This window comes from Lentzea roselyniae, assembly GCF_039537795.1.
Classification (GTDB): domain Bacteria; phylum Actinomycetota; class Actinomycetes; order Mycobacteriales; family Pseudonocardiaceae; genus Lentzea; species Lentzea atacamensis.
Map to the genome: position 1 here is coordinate 23,088 of NZ_BAABBE010000042.1, position 14,768 is coordinate 37,855.

Below are 14,768 nucleotides of genomic sequence, written 5' to 3' on the forward strand. Positions count from 1 at the left end.
TTGGCAACCTCAATTGATCCTGGATTCACCACCCTTTCCGGGTTGCATGACAAAGAACATCGGAGTCTCCGGGGACCTCCGTATTTCGGTACATCAAGAATGTGCACAGGAAGCGTGCAGACAAGATGACTGAGACCGGTGGCAGACCGTTGCACGACAATTACGGCCCGGAGGCCCGCAACGCCGTTGAACGCGAGGCCCAGCTGCCGACGACCGGCTGGGAACGCGAGGTCGCACGCGGCCTGGAGCTCGGACTCCCCGGCGCGGACTCCATTGTGGACAGGCGCATCCCGACGTTCTCACGCGGAGAGCTGCCGCACTTCGCGGGCATCAACACCTTTCTGAAGGCGCCGTTCGTGGAGGACGTCCGCACCTGCGGCGAGTACGACGTGGTCGTGCTCGGCGCGCCGTTCGACGGCGGTACCACCTACCGGCCGGGCACCCGGTTCGGACCACAGGGCATCCGGAAGATCTCCGCGCTGTACGGCCCGTACAACTTCGAGCTCGGCGTGGATCTCCGCGAGTCCATCACCATCGCGGACGTCGGCGACGTGTTCACCATTCCCGGCAACATCGAGAAGACCTTCGACCAGATCAGCAAGGCCGTCGGTCACGTGTACGCGTCGGGCGCCTTTCCGGTCGTGCTCGGGGGCGACCACTCGATCGGTTACCCCACCGTGCGCGGTGTTTCGGAGCATCTCCGGGGAAATCTCGGCATCATCCACTTCGACCGGCACGTCGACACCCAGGAAACCGACCTCGACGAGCGGATGCACACCACGCCGTGGTTCCACGCGACGGACATCCCGAACGTGCCGCCACGCAATCTCGTCCAGATCGGTATCGGCGGCTGGCAGGCACCTCGGCCAGGGGTGAAGGTCGGTCGCGAGCGCGGCACCACGATCATGACCGTGACCGACTGCGTGGAGATGGGCATCGAGGCCGCCGCGCAACGAGCGCTGGACGTGGCGTGGGACGGCGCCGAGGCGGTCTGGCTCAGCTTCGACGTCGACTGCCTCGACGCGGCGTTCGTGCCGGGCACGGGCTGGCCGGAGCCCGGCGGGTTTCTCCCGCGCGAGGTGCTCAAGTTCATCCAGCTGGTGGCCGCTCAGCCGCTCGCCGGCATCGAGGTCGTCGAGTGCTCTCCCCCGTACGACCACGCGGAGATCACGTCGTTGATCGCCACCAGGGTCATTTGCGACACCCTCGGCTGTCTCGTCCGCGCGGGCCATCTACCCCGATCCGCAGGCGACTAGGCCTCCCCCACAACAGAATCTCACAGGAGTTCGGTTTGATTTCCCGCCGTATCAGCCGTTTCTTGGTCGCACTCGTGTTGCTGTGCGCCACCGCGTGCACCTCGACACCGACGTCCGCGGGCAAGGTGACGCTGGGGTTCAGCGCGTGGCCCGGCTGGTTTCCCTGGCAGGTCGCGCAGGAACAGGATCTCTTCCGCCGCAACGGCCTCGACGTCGAGCTGAAGTACTTCGACAGCTACACCGACAGCCTCAACGCCTTGTCGAGCGGTGCGATCGACGCCAACAGCCAGACGCTCAACGACACGCTCGCGTCCGTCAGCGGTGGCGCGCAACAGACGATCATCCTCGTCAACGACAACTCCACGGGCAACGACCAGGTGATCGCCCGCGAGGGCATCTCGGGCATCGCCGACCTGAAAGGCAAGAAGGTCGCCGTCGAGCAGGGCACCGTCGACCACTACCTGCTGCTGCTCGCGTTGACAGAGGCCGGCCTCTCGCAGAAGGACATCGAGCTGGTGCCACTCGCGACCGACGCCGCAGCCGCCGCGTTCGTCGCGGGCAAGGTCGACGCAGTCGGAGCCTTCGCGCCGTTCACGACCACCGCGCTGCAGCGCGCCGGCAGCCGTGCGATCGCGACCTCCGCCGAGTTCCCCGGTGCCATCCCCGATCACCTCGTCGTGTCCCGCGCGCTCGCGAAGGACCGCCCGGAGGCGGCGCAGGCATTGGTGAACACGTGGTTCGACACTCTCGACTGGATCAAGGAGAACAACGGCCAGGCCATCGAGATCATGGCCAAGCGCGGTGGCGTGAGCGTCGGCGACTACCGGAGCTACGACGCGGGCACCACGATCTTCACCTTGCGGCAGAACATCGACGCGTTCACGCCGGGGGTCACGCCGACGCACCTCAACCACCAGGCGGGCCTGATCGCGGACTTCATGGTGAGCACCGGTCTCACGCCGAACCGGCCCTCGCTGGACGGGCTGTTCGACGATCGGTTCGTCAAGGCGGTGCAGAAATGAGGACCGCGTTGGACGCACTGCTCGACCATCCACACGCCCAAGGTGGCGCACAGGTGAATACCCCGCTGGACGTACTCGCCAAGGCGGTGCCCGCACCGCTCCACCACCCGCTCCCCAGGGTGGTGCACACATGAAGACCGCCCTGGCCGACCGCACGTCCGACGTCCGAGCCACGTGGCCACCGCTCCCCCGCCGGACCCGCCCCCGCCCCACCCTCCTCACCATCCGCACCCCGATCTCCCGCCGCGCCGCGACCACGCTCACCGTCCTCTCCCTGGCCGTCCCGTTCACCGCCTGGGTGGTGCTCAGCGCGAGCGGTGCCGTGCCCGCCACCTTCCTGCCGTCACCGGGCGCCGTGCTGTCCGCCGGCTGGGAGATGGCGCGTTCGGGCGAGCTGGCCGTCGACGTGTGGACGACCACCCGGCGCGTGCTGGAGGGCTTCGGGCTCGCCGTGCTGGTGTCGGTGCCGCTCGGCATCCTGATGGGCACGTTCCACGCCGGGCAGGCGGCGTTCGAGCCGTTGATCGGGCTGCTGCGGTATCTGCCCGCGAGCGCGTTCATCCCGTTGCTCATCATCTGGCTCGGTCTGGGCGAACCCTCCAAGATCGCGATCCTGTTCATCGGCACGGTCTTCTTCAACACGCTGATGACCGCCGACGTCGTCCGTGGTGTGCCGCGTTCTCTCATCGACGTCTCCTACACGCTCGGCGCACGCCGCGGCGAGGTGCTGCGCAAGGTCGTGGTGCCGCACTCGTTGCCGGGCATCATCGACGCGGTTCGCGTCAACGCGGCGGCGGCGTGGAACTTCGTGGTGGTGGCGGAGCTGGTCAACTCCACGGCCGGGCTCGGCTACCGGGTCGTTCGCGCGCAACGCTTCCTGCAGACGGACAAGATCTTCGCGGTGCTCGTCGTGATCGGCGTCATCGGCGTGATGATCGACGTGGCTCTGCGCCTCGTGCGCGCACGGGTGGGGCGGTGGGCCGGATGACGCTGGAACTCGTCGACGTCTCCATGGACTACCGCCTGCACGGCCAGCAGAAGCGCGCGCTCGACGGCGTCAACCTCACGGTGTCTCCGGGTGAGTTCCTCTGCGTCGTCGGCGCGAGCGGCTCGGGGAAGTCGACGCTGCTGTCGCTGGTCGCCGGGCTCACGACGCCGACCGGAGGCGAGATAACCCTCGACGGTCACCCGATCACCGGGCCTGGACCCGATCGCGGACTGGTCTTCCAGACCGGATCGCTCTACCCGTGGCGCACGGTGGAACGGAATGTCGCTTTTGGACTCGAGCTGCTCGCGCTGGACACCGCCGAACGCGGCCGCAGGGTCGACTGGTACCTCGCCGAGACCGGGCTCGCGGGTGTGCGGCGGTCGCTGCCGCGCCAGCTGTCGGGCGGCCAGCAGCAGCGCGTCGCGATCGCGAGGGCGCTGGTCTGCGAACCCGACGTGCTGCTGCTCGACGAACCGTTCGGCGCTCTCGACGTGCAGACCAAGGAGGACATGCAGCTGTTGATCAGGCAGATCTGGCGGGACACGGGCACCACCGTGCTCATGGTCACCCACGACGTCGAGGAGGCCGTGTTCCTCGGCACCAGGGTCGTCGTGCTCGCGAGCGACCCCGGCCGTGTCGCCGCCGAGACCTCGATCCCGCAACCGGACGACAGGGGCCTCGCCACCAAGCGCACGCTCGCGTTTCTCAACCTGCGCGCGTCCATTGAGGACATGGTCCGCGCATCGCACCGCAGCGGGGTGGCCAGGTGAGGCGAAGTCTGCTCCACAGGCACTCCATCGGCCGGAAGCTGAACCTGCTGATCGTGCCGCCGCTGGTCGCGGCGGTGCTCGTGGCGGTGCCGTTCCTCCTCGGTCAGGCCGGGACCGCCGGATCGGCCGCGGGGACGGCGGAGTCCGCACGGCAGGTGCGCGAGCTGGGGAACCTGATCTGGGAACTGCAACAGGAACGCGTGCTCACGGCCGCGCACCTCGCGTCTCCCGGCAACGACGCCGAGAGCCTGAAGCGCCAGCACGGCGAGGTGGACCGGGCGGCGGAGGGTGTGCGGGCCGCGCTCGAGTCCGCCATGTCCGACGAGCTCACGAACGCGTTGGTGCGACTGGGTTCGCTGACCGGACTGCGGCAGAACGCCCTGCGCGGCGGCGCGTCGTCCGACGGCGTCGCGCGGACGTACCACGCCGTCATCACCGCGGTCATCGACTCGCTGCGTCTCGTCCCTCAACAGACCGGCGACGCGGAGGGCACGCGACAGCTCACCGCGCTCGAAGCCCTGCTGCGCGCCACCGAGCAGCACTCGCTGGGCGACACCGCCCTGATCATCGCCGCGACGAGACGGCAGACCGGACAGGATCTGCTGAACGACGCCGTCATGCAGGCCCGCGCGTTCACCGAGCGGTTCGTGCAGCAGGCCGACGCGGAACACGCGGCACTGGTCGTGACGGTGGAGGAGGGAACGGAGGCTCGCCGGGTCGACGAGCTCGCCACCCGGCTGCCGAAGGAACCGAGCCCGTCGTTCGCGGCGGAGGCCCTCGGCGCGGTGGCCGCGCAGGGCGAGCTGCGCAAGGTCGCGCAGGACGAGGTCACCGACGAGATCGCCGCCGCGGCGGCAGCACGGGCGAGCCGCGCCAACGCCGTCGCGTGGATCGTGGGCGCCGGCGGTGCCGCCCTGTTCGTCCTGGTCGTGTGGCTCGTGATCGCCGTCCGCCGCTCGATCGCCAACCCGTTGCGCAACCTCACCGCCGCGGCGGGCGCTGTGGCCGATCTCGCCGGCCGGGAGCTGGTGCGCGTCACCGACACCGAGCGACCCGACGAGCAGGTGCCGCGGCTCAGCGCGATCGACGCGTCGTCCGGCAACGAGCTGGGCAGGCTCGCCGAAGCGTTCAACCGTGTGCAGGGCGTCGCGGCGCAGCTCGTGGAACGGCAGGCGATCACGCGGAACAACGTGAGCCTGATGTTCGCCAACGTCGCCAAGCGCACGCGCAGTCTCGTCGGCAGGCAGCTCGCCCTCGTCGACGAGCTGGAGCGCGACGAGCAGAACGAGCGGCTGCTCGCCAGCCTCTACCAGCTCGACCACCTCTCCACCCGGTTGCGGCGCACCGCCGACAACCTGCTCGTGATCGCGGGCACCCGCGAGGACAGCGGGCTGCGCGGCCCGATGGCGCTCGGCACCGCCCTGCGCTCGGCGCTGGCGGAGATCGAGGACTACCAACGCGTCCGGCTCGGCTCCGTCGGCAAGAGCACGGTGACGTCCACGCTGGGGACGGACCTGATCCTGTTGTTCGCCGAACTGCTGGACAACGCGACCTCGTTCTCACCGCCGGAGTCCACTGTGGAGGTGGACGCCACCCGCACGGCCGACGGGTCCTGCGTCGTGCGGATCGTCGACCACGGCATCGGGATGACCGAGGCCGCGCTGGCCGAGGAGAACCTGCGCCTGGTGGAGCGCGAGCGCCTGGACATCGCGCCGACCAGCGTCCTCGGCCTGTTCGTGGTGGGCCGGTTGGCGCGCAGGCACTCGCTCACCGTCGAGCTGCTCCCGACCGAGGGCGGCGGCGTCACCGCCCTGGTGACGGTGCCACCCGGCCTGCTGGCACTGGAGGACCCGCCTTCACGGCCCCTGGCCATGCCACCGGCACCGTTGCGCACCAGGGACTTCGGCTGGTTCATGGCCGAGACCACGACGACCTTGCCGGCCGTGAGCGACCAGCCCGACCACCTGTCGGGCGAGCTGTCCACGGAGATCACGCTGGTGTCGACGGCCATCGCGCGCGTGGCGGTCGTGCCGCAACCCGTTCCACCGCCCGCGACCGCACCGGAGGGTGAAGGACGCGCGGGGCTGACCCGGCGGGTGCCGGGCGCCAGCCTCGCACCGAGCCTGCGCACCGCCGAGCCGCCGGCCGCACCCGCTCCAGAGAACACCGCCTCCTGGCAACAGCGCGACCCCGCCGCCGAACGAGCCGCGCTCGACGCGTTCGCGAACGGCCTGGCACAGGGCGCCGCCGCCGGAGCAGGCACGCACACTACGAGAGAAGGCAGTGAATGACCGCGCTCCCCGCCGCACGGACCAGCGTCGAAGCACAGAACTTCAACTGGCTCGTGACCCGCTTCGCGCAAAGCACCCCCGGCGCCCTGGCCGCGATCGCCGTGTCCTCCGACGGTCTGCTCATCGCGACGTCGCCGGAGCTGGTGCGGGAGAACGCCGACCGGCTGGCGGCGATCACGTCGGCGATGCTGAGCCTCGCGGGCGGTGTCTCCGACTGCCACCCGCTCGGCCCGCCGGACAAGGTCATCGTCGAGCTGGGCCACGGATACCTCATGGTCTGCACCATCAGCATCGGCTGCGCCCTGGGCGTGCTCGCGTCCAAACAGGCCAGTCTCGGCACGATCGGCTACGAGATGGCGATGTTCGCCAACCGCGCCAGCTCCGTCCTCACCCCGCAGGTGATCGAGGAGCTCAAGTTCACGGCCGGGCGGTAGACCGTGCCCGACCCAGACGTCTCGCTGCTGCGGCCGTACCTGCTCACGTCCGGACGGACCGAGCCGATCGACCGCGATCTGGAGATCGAAACCCAGGTGCTGACCAGTGAGCTCGGCGCGGCGTCCCACGCGAGCCTGTCGTTCGAGCGCCGCGACATCGTGGCGCTGTGCACGAAGACCATGTCGGTGGCGGAGGTCGCCGCGATCCTCGGGCTGCACATCGGTGTGGCCCGAGTCCTCGTGGCGGACCTGGCGGCGCTCCGGTACGTGGTCGTCCGCCGTCCCGCCGCCGGCCTCGCCAGCGATCCCGCCATGATCGAGAGGATCATCCGCCGCCTTGAAGCCATCAGCTGAGCCCCGCACCCCGACGCCGGTCAAGATCATCATCGCGGGCGGTTTCGGAGTCGGCAAGACGACAGCGGTCGCGTCCATCTCCGAAATAACGCCGCTGCGCACCGAAGCGGCCATCACCACGGCATCCGAGGACGTGGACCGCACCGCTCACGTCCCGGACAAGACCACCACCACCGTGGCGCTGGACTTCGGCTGCATCACGGTCGACGACGACATCAAGCTGTACCTGTTCGGCACACCGGGCCAGGACCGCTTCGGCTTCATGTGGCGAGACCTGGTGCTGGGCGCGCTGGGCGCGCTCGTCATCGTCGACACCCGGCGCATGGACGACTGCTATCCGGCCGTCGACTACTTCGAGAAGACGGGTCTGCCGTTCGTCGTCGCCGTCAACCTCTTCGAGGGCAGGCTCAGCCACGCGGTCGAGGACATCCGCTGGGCGCTGGCGATCGGCGACCACGTCCCGCTGGTCACTTTCGACGCGCGCGTCAAAGTGTCGGTTCGCGATGCGCTGCTCACCGTGTTGCGAACAACGCTGGAACGCGTGACTGCCCGGTGAAGGCTGTGGGTGCGCAGGCTAGCCGGCGTCAGTGACGAGCAGGTCCATGACAGCCGGAAGCTCGTCACGCAGCCGCGCGACGGCCTCCGCGTCGCCGGCGAGGTGGTGCAGCAGCGCTCGCTGGAAGACGCCGTCGAGCGTCACGTAGGCGACCGCGGGCGAGCCCGCCGGCTCACCACCGCGCAGCTCCGCGTAGCGGCTGATCACCCGCCACACCATGGCTTCCCGATGACCGTCGATCTCCAGCACATCGGCGCGGAAGGACTCGTCGAACAGGCTCTGGTTGCGCAGGTCGTACCAGAGCCGGTGCAGCGTCGCGTCCTCGGCGAGGGTGTCGAAGAACATCGCGACGAACCCATCGCGCAGTTGCTCCGACGAGGTCGCGCCGGCCACCACCTCGTCGTAACGGGTCACGCAGACAACCTCGTACTGACGGACCGCCTCGGTGATCAGGTCGCGCTTGTCCGCGAAGTAGTAGTGCAGGACTCCGGCCGTTGATGCTCGGTGTGCCGCAGATCGTCACCGCCGCTCTCCAGCAGATGGAAGGCAAGTCGGACGAGGAGAAGTACCGGATCGTCGACGAGTTCTCCGCGCAGGTGCGCAGCGAGATGCCGCCCCGCGAGAACCCCAGGATCAACATCTCGCTGGACTCCGTGCACGCTTCCGGCCCGCTCGGCCGCGCGCACTGCGTCATCCACGGCAACTGCAACTACAAGCAGACCGCGTTGCTCAACGTGCACGCCGCAGCACACCTGTTGCAGGACGCGCCTCGCCGCGTCGGGTTCGCCTCCGGCTGCCAGGCGTTCGGCCACCGGGAGCTGCTCGGCGCGCTGCGGTCGTTCGGCCTGGTGCTCGACCCGATCGTCGAAGTGCACCGCTGATGCGGCTCTGCGACTACCTGGACAAGGGCGCGTCACTCGGCGGTGATGCGCCGTGCCTGACCATCGGCGGCGTCTCCACCAGCTACGCCGAGGTCCAGCAACGCTCCCGCGCCATCGCGGGAGCGTTGCAGGGCAGCGGAATCAGCCCCGGCGACCGCGTCGCCGTCCTCTCCGCGAACGATCCGCTCGCCCTCACGTGCGTGTTCGGCATCTCCCGCGCGGGTGCCGTGTGGTGCCCGGTCAACCCCCGCAACGAAGCCGCGGAGAACCGGGAGCTGCTCGAGCTGTTCGGCTGCCGGTGCCTGTTCTTCCAGTCGCGGTTCGCGCCGCTCGTCCAGCGCATCCGCGGTGACCTGCCCGCGCTGACCACGCTGGTGTGCCTGGACGGCGAGGCCGAGGGCGCCGTCACGTTCACCGCGTGGCTGGAACGGCACGGCAGGGAGCCGGACCCGGTGACCGTCGCCGACGACGATCTCTGCGTGCTGGCCGGCACCGGCGGCACGACCGGGCGGCCCAAGGGCGTGCGGCTGACGGGGCACAACCTGGAGACCGCGACCGCGCTGACCCTGATGAGCTACCCGTTCGGCGACCGCCCGCGCTACCTGGCACTGGCCCCGCTCACGCACTCGGCGGGCGTCCTCACGTTCCCGATCATGACCAAGGGCGGTGAGACGGTGATCATGCCGGCGCCCGACCTCGGCGAGTTCCTCCGGCTGATCGAGCACCACCGCATCACCCACGCGTTCCTGCCGCCCACCGTGATCTACGGCCTGCTCGACCACCCCGCCCTGGACTCGGCCGACCTCAGCTCGCTGCGCTGTCTCTGGTACAGCGCCGCGCCGATGTCCCCGGTGCGGCTCACCGAGGCACTGCACCGGATCGGGCCGGTGATGGGCCAGCTGTTCGGCCAGACCGAAGCGCCGAACATGATCGCCACCCTCGCCCCGGCCGACCACTTCCTGCCCGACGGCTCGATCGCCACCGCCCGGCTGTGCTCCGCGGGCAGGCCGACCCCGCTGACCCAGGTCGCGATCATGGCTCCGGACGGCGCCCTGCTGCCTCCCGGCTCGCGCGGGGAGATCGTCGTCCGGGGGCCACTCGTGATGGCCGGCTACCACGAGAACCCCGCCGCGACGGCCGAGGTGAGCGCACACGGCTGGCACCACACCGGCGACATCGGCTACCTGGACGAGGACAACTACCTCCACATCGTCGACCGCGCCAAGGACATGATCATCACCGGCGGGTTCAACGTGTACTCGGCCGAGGTCGAGCAGGCGCTGCAGGCCCATCCCGCGGTCCAGGACAGCGCCGTCGTCGGCCTCCCCGACGACAAGTGGGGCGAGCGGGTCACGGCGGTCGTGCAGCTGCGCGCCGCCGGGCACGCCGACGCCGACGAGCTCGCCGTGTTCGTGAAGGAACGGCTGGGTGGCGTGAAGACGCCCAAGCAGGTGGAGATCTGGCCGGACCTGCCGCGGTCCAAGGTGGGCAAGGTCCTCAAGGCGGAGATCAGAGAACGGCTCACCAGGAGCTGAAACTCGCGGTTTCGCGCGGCCGGCAACCTCCGCCTCGGCACTTCGAGGCGGAGGTTGCCGTGTTCGTCAGCTCGTCGTGCTGACGATCCGATCGTCACCGGGCCGGGTGCTGCCGCGCCCGTCGCGGTTCGACGTCGAGAACCACAGCGTGCCGTCCGGGGAGGACGCGACCCCGCGCAGGCGGCCGTAGGTGCCGGAGAACAGCGCCTGCGGCTGGCCGACGCCACCGTTGGCGGTGACCGGGATCTTCCACAGCCGCTGTCCACGCAGCGCCGCCATGTAGAGGTTTCCGTTGTGGAAAACCAAACCGCTGGGCGAGGCCGTCGCGGTGGACCACGTCAGCAGCGGGTTCACGAACCTGGGGTCGTTGCAGGAACCTTCGCAGGTGGGCCAGCCGTAGTTGCCGCCGGCCTGGATGCGGTTCAGCTCGTCGAGCCGGTTCTGCCCCAGTTCGGCGGCGTACATCCGGCCGGCGGTGTCCCAGGCCAGGCCCTGCACGTTGCGGTGGCCGAGGCTGTAGACCAGTGACGAGGTCGGGTTGCCCGGCGCGGGCCTGCCGTCCGTCGTCATGCGCAGGATCTTGCCCGCCAACGAGCTCGGGTTCTGCGCGTTGGCGGTGTTGCCGGCATCGCCGGTACCCGCGTAGAGCAGTCCGTCCGGACCGAACGACAGACCGCCGCCGTTGTGGATCGTCCGGCCGCGCGGGATGCCGGTCACGATCGGCTGCGGTGTCTCGCCGATGCGGAACCTGGCGATTCGATTGTCCGAAGTGGACGTGTAGTAGACGAACACGTACCGGTCGGTGGCGTAGTTCGGCGACACGGCGATGCCCAGCAGGCCGCCTTCACCCTCCGCCGCGACGCCGGGGATGCGGGCCACCTCGCGGGTCGTCCCGTTGCTGACGGACAGCACGCGGGCCGAGTTGCGTTCGGTCACCAACGCCGAGCGATCCGGCAGGAACGCGATGTCCCACGGTACGACCAGGTTCGTCGCCACGTCGCGCTCGACGGCGGCAGCGGTCCCCGATGTCAGCGACAGCCCCATGGCCACTGCCGCTCCGACCAGCAGACCTTCACGAAATCCCATGCATGCCTCCTTGTAGACGCAATGTCGGCGGCGGCGGCAGCGCGAGAACTCAGTCGTATGTAAGCACCGTGAGAGCGCGCCCAACACCCTCGGCCGTAGGGTCGCATGCACGTTCGATCGATTTCGATGCTGCGTTCGCGGCGTCGGCGTTTTCGAAACTTTGCCAAGTAACGCCGTCGCACCTCCCTCTTGAAACCGTTGTCATCCCAGCGGGTTTCCCCTGCGAACCAGGCGATTCACCTGCACTTTCACCAAAGCGACAAGATCGGCCTCACCGACTCCCCGATGGACGTCGACCTGAACACCATTGCGGGAGCAGCACAGAAGTGGTCCTTGATCGGCCGAACTTCTTCGGTCAATACTGCTCAGCGCTTCGCCTCGGACGGCATGTGGACAAGGCGCGATCCCGGCCGCCGCACGGAGCAGAACTCAACTGTTTCTCCCAAAACCATTCCCACCCGCGGTCTTGCGGGTGCTTCTCAGAAAGCGCCGAACATGACACTGACACCGAAGTCAGTCGCGCGTGCCGCGCTCGTGTCATCCCTGGTCGCCGCCGCTGCCGGCACCGCGATCCTCGTGGCGTCGCCCGCCAGTGGCGCCGCCTCCACCCTCGCCGCGGCGGCCCAGCAGAGCGGCCGCTACTTCGGCACCGCGGTCGCTGCGAACAAGCTGAGCGACTCGACCTACGTCGGGATCCTGAACCGCGAGTTCGACATGGTCACGGCCGAGAACGAGATGAAGATGGACGCGACCGAGCCGAACCAGGGTCAGTTCAGCTACGGCAACGCGGACCGGATCGTCAACCACGCGCGCAACCAGGGCAAGCGGGTGCGCGGGCACGCGCTGGCGTGGCACTCCCAGCAGCCCGGCTGGATGCAGAACATGTCCGGTGCCGCGCTGCGCAACGCGATGCTCAACCACGTCACACAGGTCGCGAGCTACTACCGCGGCAAGATCTACGCCTGGGACGTGGTGAACGAGGCCTTTGCCGATGGCAGCAGCGGCGGGCGTCGTGACTCGAACCTGCAGCGCACCGGCAACGACTGGATCGAGGCCGCCTTCCGCGCGGCCCGTGCGGCCGATCCGGGGGCGAAGCTCTGCTACAACGACTACAACACCGACAACTGGTCCCACGCCAAGACGCAGGGCGTGTACCGGATGGTGCAGGACTTCAAGTCCCGCGGTGTCCCCATCGACTGCGTCGGCTTCCAGGCGCACTTCAACAGCGGCAACCCGGTGCCGTCCAACTACCACACCACCCTGCAGAACTTCGCCAACCTCGGCGTCGACGTCCAGATCACCGAGCTCGACATCGAAGGCTCCGGGAGCTCTCAGGCCCAGCAGTACCAAGGCGTCACCCAGGCCTGTCTCGCCGTCTCGCGGTGCACCGGCATCACCGTGTGGGGCATCCGCGACAGCGACTCCTGGCGTGCGTCCGGCACCCCGCTGCTGTTCGACGGCAACGGCAACAAGAAGGCCGCCTACACCTCCGTCCTCAACGTGCTGAACGGTGGTTCGAGCACCACCCCGCCGACGACCACGACCACCACGCCGAACCCCGGCGGCTGCACCGCCACGTACGCCGAGGGCGAGAAGTGGAGTGACCGCTTCAACGGCCAGGTCACCGTCTCCGGCACGGACAACTGGGTCGTGACGGTCACCGTCAGCTCGCCCCAGCGGATCATCGCCACCTGGAACACCAACCCGACGTGGGAAACCGCCGACGTGATGACGGCACGCCCCAACGGAAACGGCAACGCGTTCGGCTTCACCATCATGCACGGCGGCAACTGGAGCTGGCCCAGCATCTCCTGCCGGGTCGGCTGATCACGCCGGCAGGGCCCCGGTGGCGGCCGGGGCCCTGCCTCCGCAAGCGTCCAAAGCTGTTGGCAGGCCTTGAGATCCCGGCTACGGGCGGTGGAGCCACTCGGCGAGCTCGGGTGGGGCCAGTTCGGCGACACGGCGGTGGTAGCGGTCGAGCGCGGCGGAGTCGAGCAGGCCGCGCCACTGGCCGCTGGTGCCGGAGCGGAAGAAGTTCTCGTTGCTGCGCCACAGTTTGTGGTCGACGCCGGGAGCCAGCTCGTCGGCGCGGCCTCGCATGTGGTCGAAGGTCGCCGCGGCCGCCAGTTCGGTGATGCGCTCGTCGCTGATCTCGATCGACAGCACGCGCGCCAGGCGCCGCAGTTCGCCCGGCAGGTCGGCTTTGAGGTCCGCGTAGTGGAAGAGCGCCACCTGGGGCTCGTCGCGGCGCTCCCAGAACGTGCGCACGTGGTTGACCAGGTTGGCCAGGGTCACGCCGAACGAGGTCGTGTCGTTGACAAGGTCCGAGTCGGCCCACAGCCAGAACCGGTCGATCGGGTCCGGCGCCGGGGGCTGGGCCACCTCCGGGTCGAGCCCACCCGCGGGGATGGCGTCCGGATGGATGTTGGCCGTGGCGTTCTCCAAGGACAGCATGACGTCCCTGGGGTCGCGCCCCACGCAGATGTAGGTCACGTCCTCGTGGAACGGCAGGCCGTCGAGCGGTGTGTGCGTCTTGATGAACCGCCGGTGCTGCTGGCTCTCCAGCGTTGCCAGCGTCGCGGCCGTGTCGTAGGTGGTCGCGTCGAACCACGGGGAGATCTCCGTGAGCGGCCGGCCGAACTCGGTGTCGTCGAAGATCAGCAACGCGCACAGCATCTGCATCCAGGTCGTGCCGCACTTCGCAGGCGGGCTCAGCACCACGTCCCCTGACCGGAACGGGAAGCCCTCCCACAGGGCGCTGTCGGAAACCACGGTCTGATACCGCCGCAATGCAGCCATGTCCAGCTCCCCCACCGTCGACAGATGCGCGCGACTCAAGGGTGCCACGCTCCACCGCGGTGTCGAGCCCCAGACGCCGCAACTCCGGGGGCTCGGTTCACCAGGGGTCCTCCTGAGCCAACTCTCCGGTGGCCCTTCTTCCTGACGGTCACCAGCCCGCCTCGACGGCGCATTGCCGCGCACGAGCAGTGCCAGCGTCGCCGCGCCGGTTTCGGGTGCGGGCAACAAGAACGGCGGCAGAGCGCGGATCACTCCCTCGTTCTGCAGCCGCACGTACACGTCGCGCACCTGGTTGCGCGCGTCGGCCGTCGCCTGACGCACGACAGCGGTGATCGCGTGCGCCAGATCGTCCTGCTTGGCCTGCTTGGTGATCGGCGACAGTTCGAGCTGCAGCAGCAGGCCGGAGTGGTCGATCCGCTTGTTGCCTCGTCCGCGGCGATGTAGCGGTCCGCGACCTCGATGAGGGCCTCCTGCGCCAGTCCGAGGTTCTCCTCGTTCCTGGCGAACACCCCGAGAAGCATCGAACGCGCGCCGTACCACTCGCCGTGAACCTCATAGACCTCGACGTCACCGGCGAACGCCTGACCGTCGAGCTGCTCGGTCTGGACGATCTTGCCCCTGGCGGTGTGCGTGTGGTCGATGAGGCTGCCGATGTCGTGCTTCGCCGTGTGCCTCAAGCCTTCCGGCTCGGCGTGGAACCCCGTTCCCACCATTTCTCCTTGCGTCACCACTGCTGTGCGGGCGCCAGGCTATGGCACCCGTTCGGGTGAAGATCACGCTTTGCGTGTGATCAGTT

15 protein-coding genes are annotated in these 14,768 nt (G+C 69.0%); 11 read left to right on the forward strand and 4 right to left on the reverse strand.

Features of this window, described 5'->3' with window-relative positions; genetic code table 11:
• The first annotated feature begins 125 nt into the window (after window positions 1-125).
• From ABFX45_RS41305 to ABFX45_RS41340, 8 genes are all read left to right on the forward strand, one after another.
• Window positions 126-1,256 carry an agmatinase family protein gene (locus ABFX45_RS41305; protein WP_346136374.1) on the forward strand — a complete coding sequence of 377 codons (1,131 nt, stop codon included), beginning with the start codon at window positions 126-128 and terminating at the stop codon, window positions 1,254-1,256.
• A 62-nt stretch (window positions 1,257-1,318) separates the two neighbouring features.
• Window positions 1,319-2,278, forward strand: a complete 960-nt coding sequence (locus ABFX45_RS41310) for an ABC transporter substrate-binding protein (RefSeq protein ID WP_346136376.1) — start codon at window positions 1,319-1,321, stop codon at window positions 2,276-2,278.
• 130 nt (window positions 2,279-2,408) lie between these two features.
• A complete protein-coding gene (locus tag ABFX45_RS41315) occupies window positions 2,409-3,266 on the forward strand; it encodes an ABC transporter permease (protein ID WP_346136378.1) in 858 nt (285 codons plus the stop codon).
• The gene (locus tag ABFX45_RS41320) at window positions 3,263-4,036 is read left to right on the forward strand and encodes an ABC transporter ATP-binding protein (protein ID WP_346136380.1); all 774 of its coding nucleotides are present in this window, start codon (window positions 3,263-3,265) and stop codon (window positions 4,034-4,036) included. The genes ABFX45_RS41315 and ABFX45_RS41320 overlap by 4 nt, the downstream gene beginning before the upstream one ends.
• Window positions 4,033-6,327, forward strand: a complete 2,295-nt coding sequence (locus tag ABFX45_RS41325) for a sensor histidine kinase (RefSeq protein WP_346136382.1) — start codon at window positions 4,033-4,035, stop codon at window positions 6,325-6,327. Before ABFX45_RS41320 ends, ABFX45_RS41325 begins: the two co-directional genes overlap by 4 nt.
• Window positions 6,324-6,761 (forward strand): roadblock/LC7 domain-containing protein, encoded by a 438-nt coding sequence (locus ABFX45_RS41330; protein ID WP_112227420.1) that lies wholly within the window; start codon window positions 6,324-6,326, stop codon window positions 6,759-6,761. The genes ABFX45_RS41325 and ABFX45_RS41330 overlap by 4 nt, the downstream gene beginning before the upstream one ends.
• Before the next feature lie 3 nt (window positions 6,762-6,764).
• Window positions 6,765-7,115: a DUF742 domain-containing protein gene (locus ABFX45_RS41335; protein WP_109641472.1), complete on the forward strand. Its 351-nt coding sequence runs from the start codon at window positions 6,765-6,767 to the stop codon at window positions 7,113-7,115.
• A complete protein-coding gene (locus ABFX45_RS41340; protein WP_346136385.1) occupies window positions 7,099-7,671 on the forward strand; it encodes a GTP-binding protein in 573 nt (190 codons plus the stop codon). Before ABFX45_RS41335 ends, ABFX45_RS41340 begins: the two co-directional genes overlap by 17 nt.
• Before the next feature lie 18 nt (window positions 7,672-7,689).
• Here ABFX45_RS41340 and ABFX45_RS41345 read toward each other — a convergent pair whose 3' ends face one another.
• Window positions 7,690-8,085 carry a hypothetical protein gene (locus ABFX45_RS41345; protein WP_346136387.1) on the reverse strand — a complete coding sequence of 132 codons (396 nt, stop codon included), beginning with the start codon at window positions 8,083-8,085 and terminating at the stop codon, window positions 7,690-7,692.
• 83 nt (window positions 8,086-8,168) lie between these two features.
• Here ABFX45_RS41345 and ABFX45_RS41350 point away from each other — a divergent pair, with 83 nt between their 5' ends.
• Both ABFX45_RS41350 and ABFX45_RS41355 read left to right on the forward strand, forming a co-directional pair.
• Window positions 8,169-8,552, forward strand: coding sequence for a DUF5938 domain-containing protein (locus ABFX45_RS41350; RefSeq protein WP_346136389.1), 384 nt, complete (start codon window positions 8,169-8,171; stop codon window positions 8,550-8,552).
• Window positions 8,552-10,087, forward strand: a complete 1,536-nt coding sequence (locus tag ABFX45_RS41355) for an acyl-CoA synthetase (RefSeq protein ID WP_346136391.1) — start codon at window positions 8,552-8,554, stop codon at window positions 10,085-10,087. The genes ABFX45_RS41350 and ABFX45_RS41355 overlap by 1 nt, the downstream gene beginning before the upstream one ends.
• Before the next feature lie 66 nt (window positions 10,088-10,153).
• Here ABFX45_RS41355 and ABFX45_RS41360 read toward each other — a convergent pair whose 3' ends face one another.
• A complete protein-coding gene (locus ABFX45_RS41360; protein WP_346136393.1) occupies window positions 10,154-11,173 on the reverse strand; it encodes a PQQ-dependent sugar dehydrogenase in 1,020 nt (339 codons plus the stop codon).
• A gap of 495 nt (window positions 11,174-11,668) precedes the next feature.
• Between ABFX45_RS41360 and ABFX45_RS41365 the strand changes: the two genes are divergently transcribed.
• Window positions 11,669-13,000 carry a glycoside hydrolase family 10 protein gene (locus ABFX45_RS41365; RefSeq protein WP_109641466.1) on the forward strand — a complete coding sequence of 444 codons (1,332 nt, stop codon included), beginning with the start codon at window positions 11,669-11,671 and terminating at the stop codon, window positions 12,998-13,000.
• An 81-nt stretch (window positions 13,001-13,081) separates the two neighbouring features.
• Here the strand turns inward: ABFX45_RS41365 and ABFX45_RS41370 are convergent, their stop codons facing one another.
• Together ABFX45_RS41370 and ABFX45_RS41375 are read right to left on the reverse strand one after the other, a co-directional pair.
• Complete coding sequence (locus ABFX45_RS41370) at window positions 13,082-13,972, reverse strand: sulfotransferase domain-containing protein (RefSeq protein WP_346136395.1); 891 nt, start codon at window positions 13,970-13,972, stop codon at window positions 13,082-13,084.
• A 248-nt stretch (window positions 13,973-14,220) separates the two neighbouring features.
• Complete coding sequence (locus tag ABFX45_RS41375; RefSeq protein WP_346136397.1) at window positions 14,221-14,685, reverse strand: hypothetical protein; 465 nt, start codon at window positions 14,683-14,685, stop codon at window positions 14,221-14,223.
• Between the last annotated feature and the right edge of the window lie 83 nt (window positions 14,686-14,768).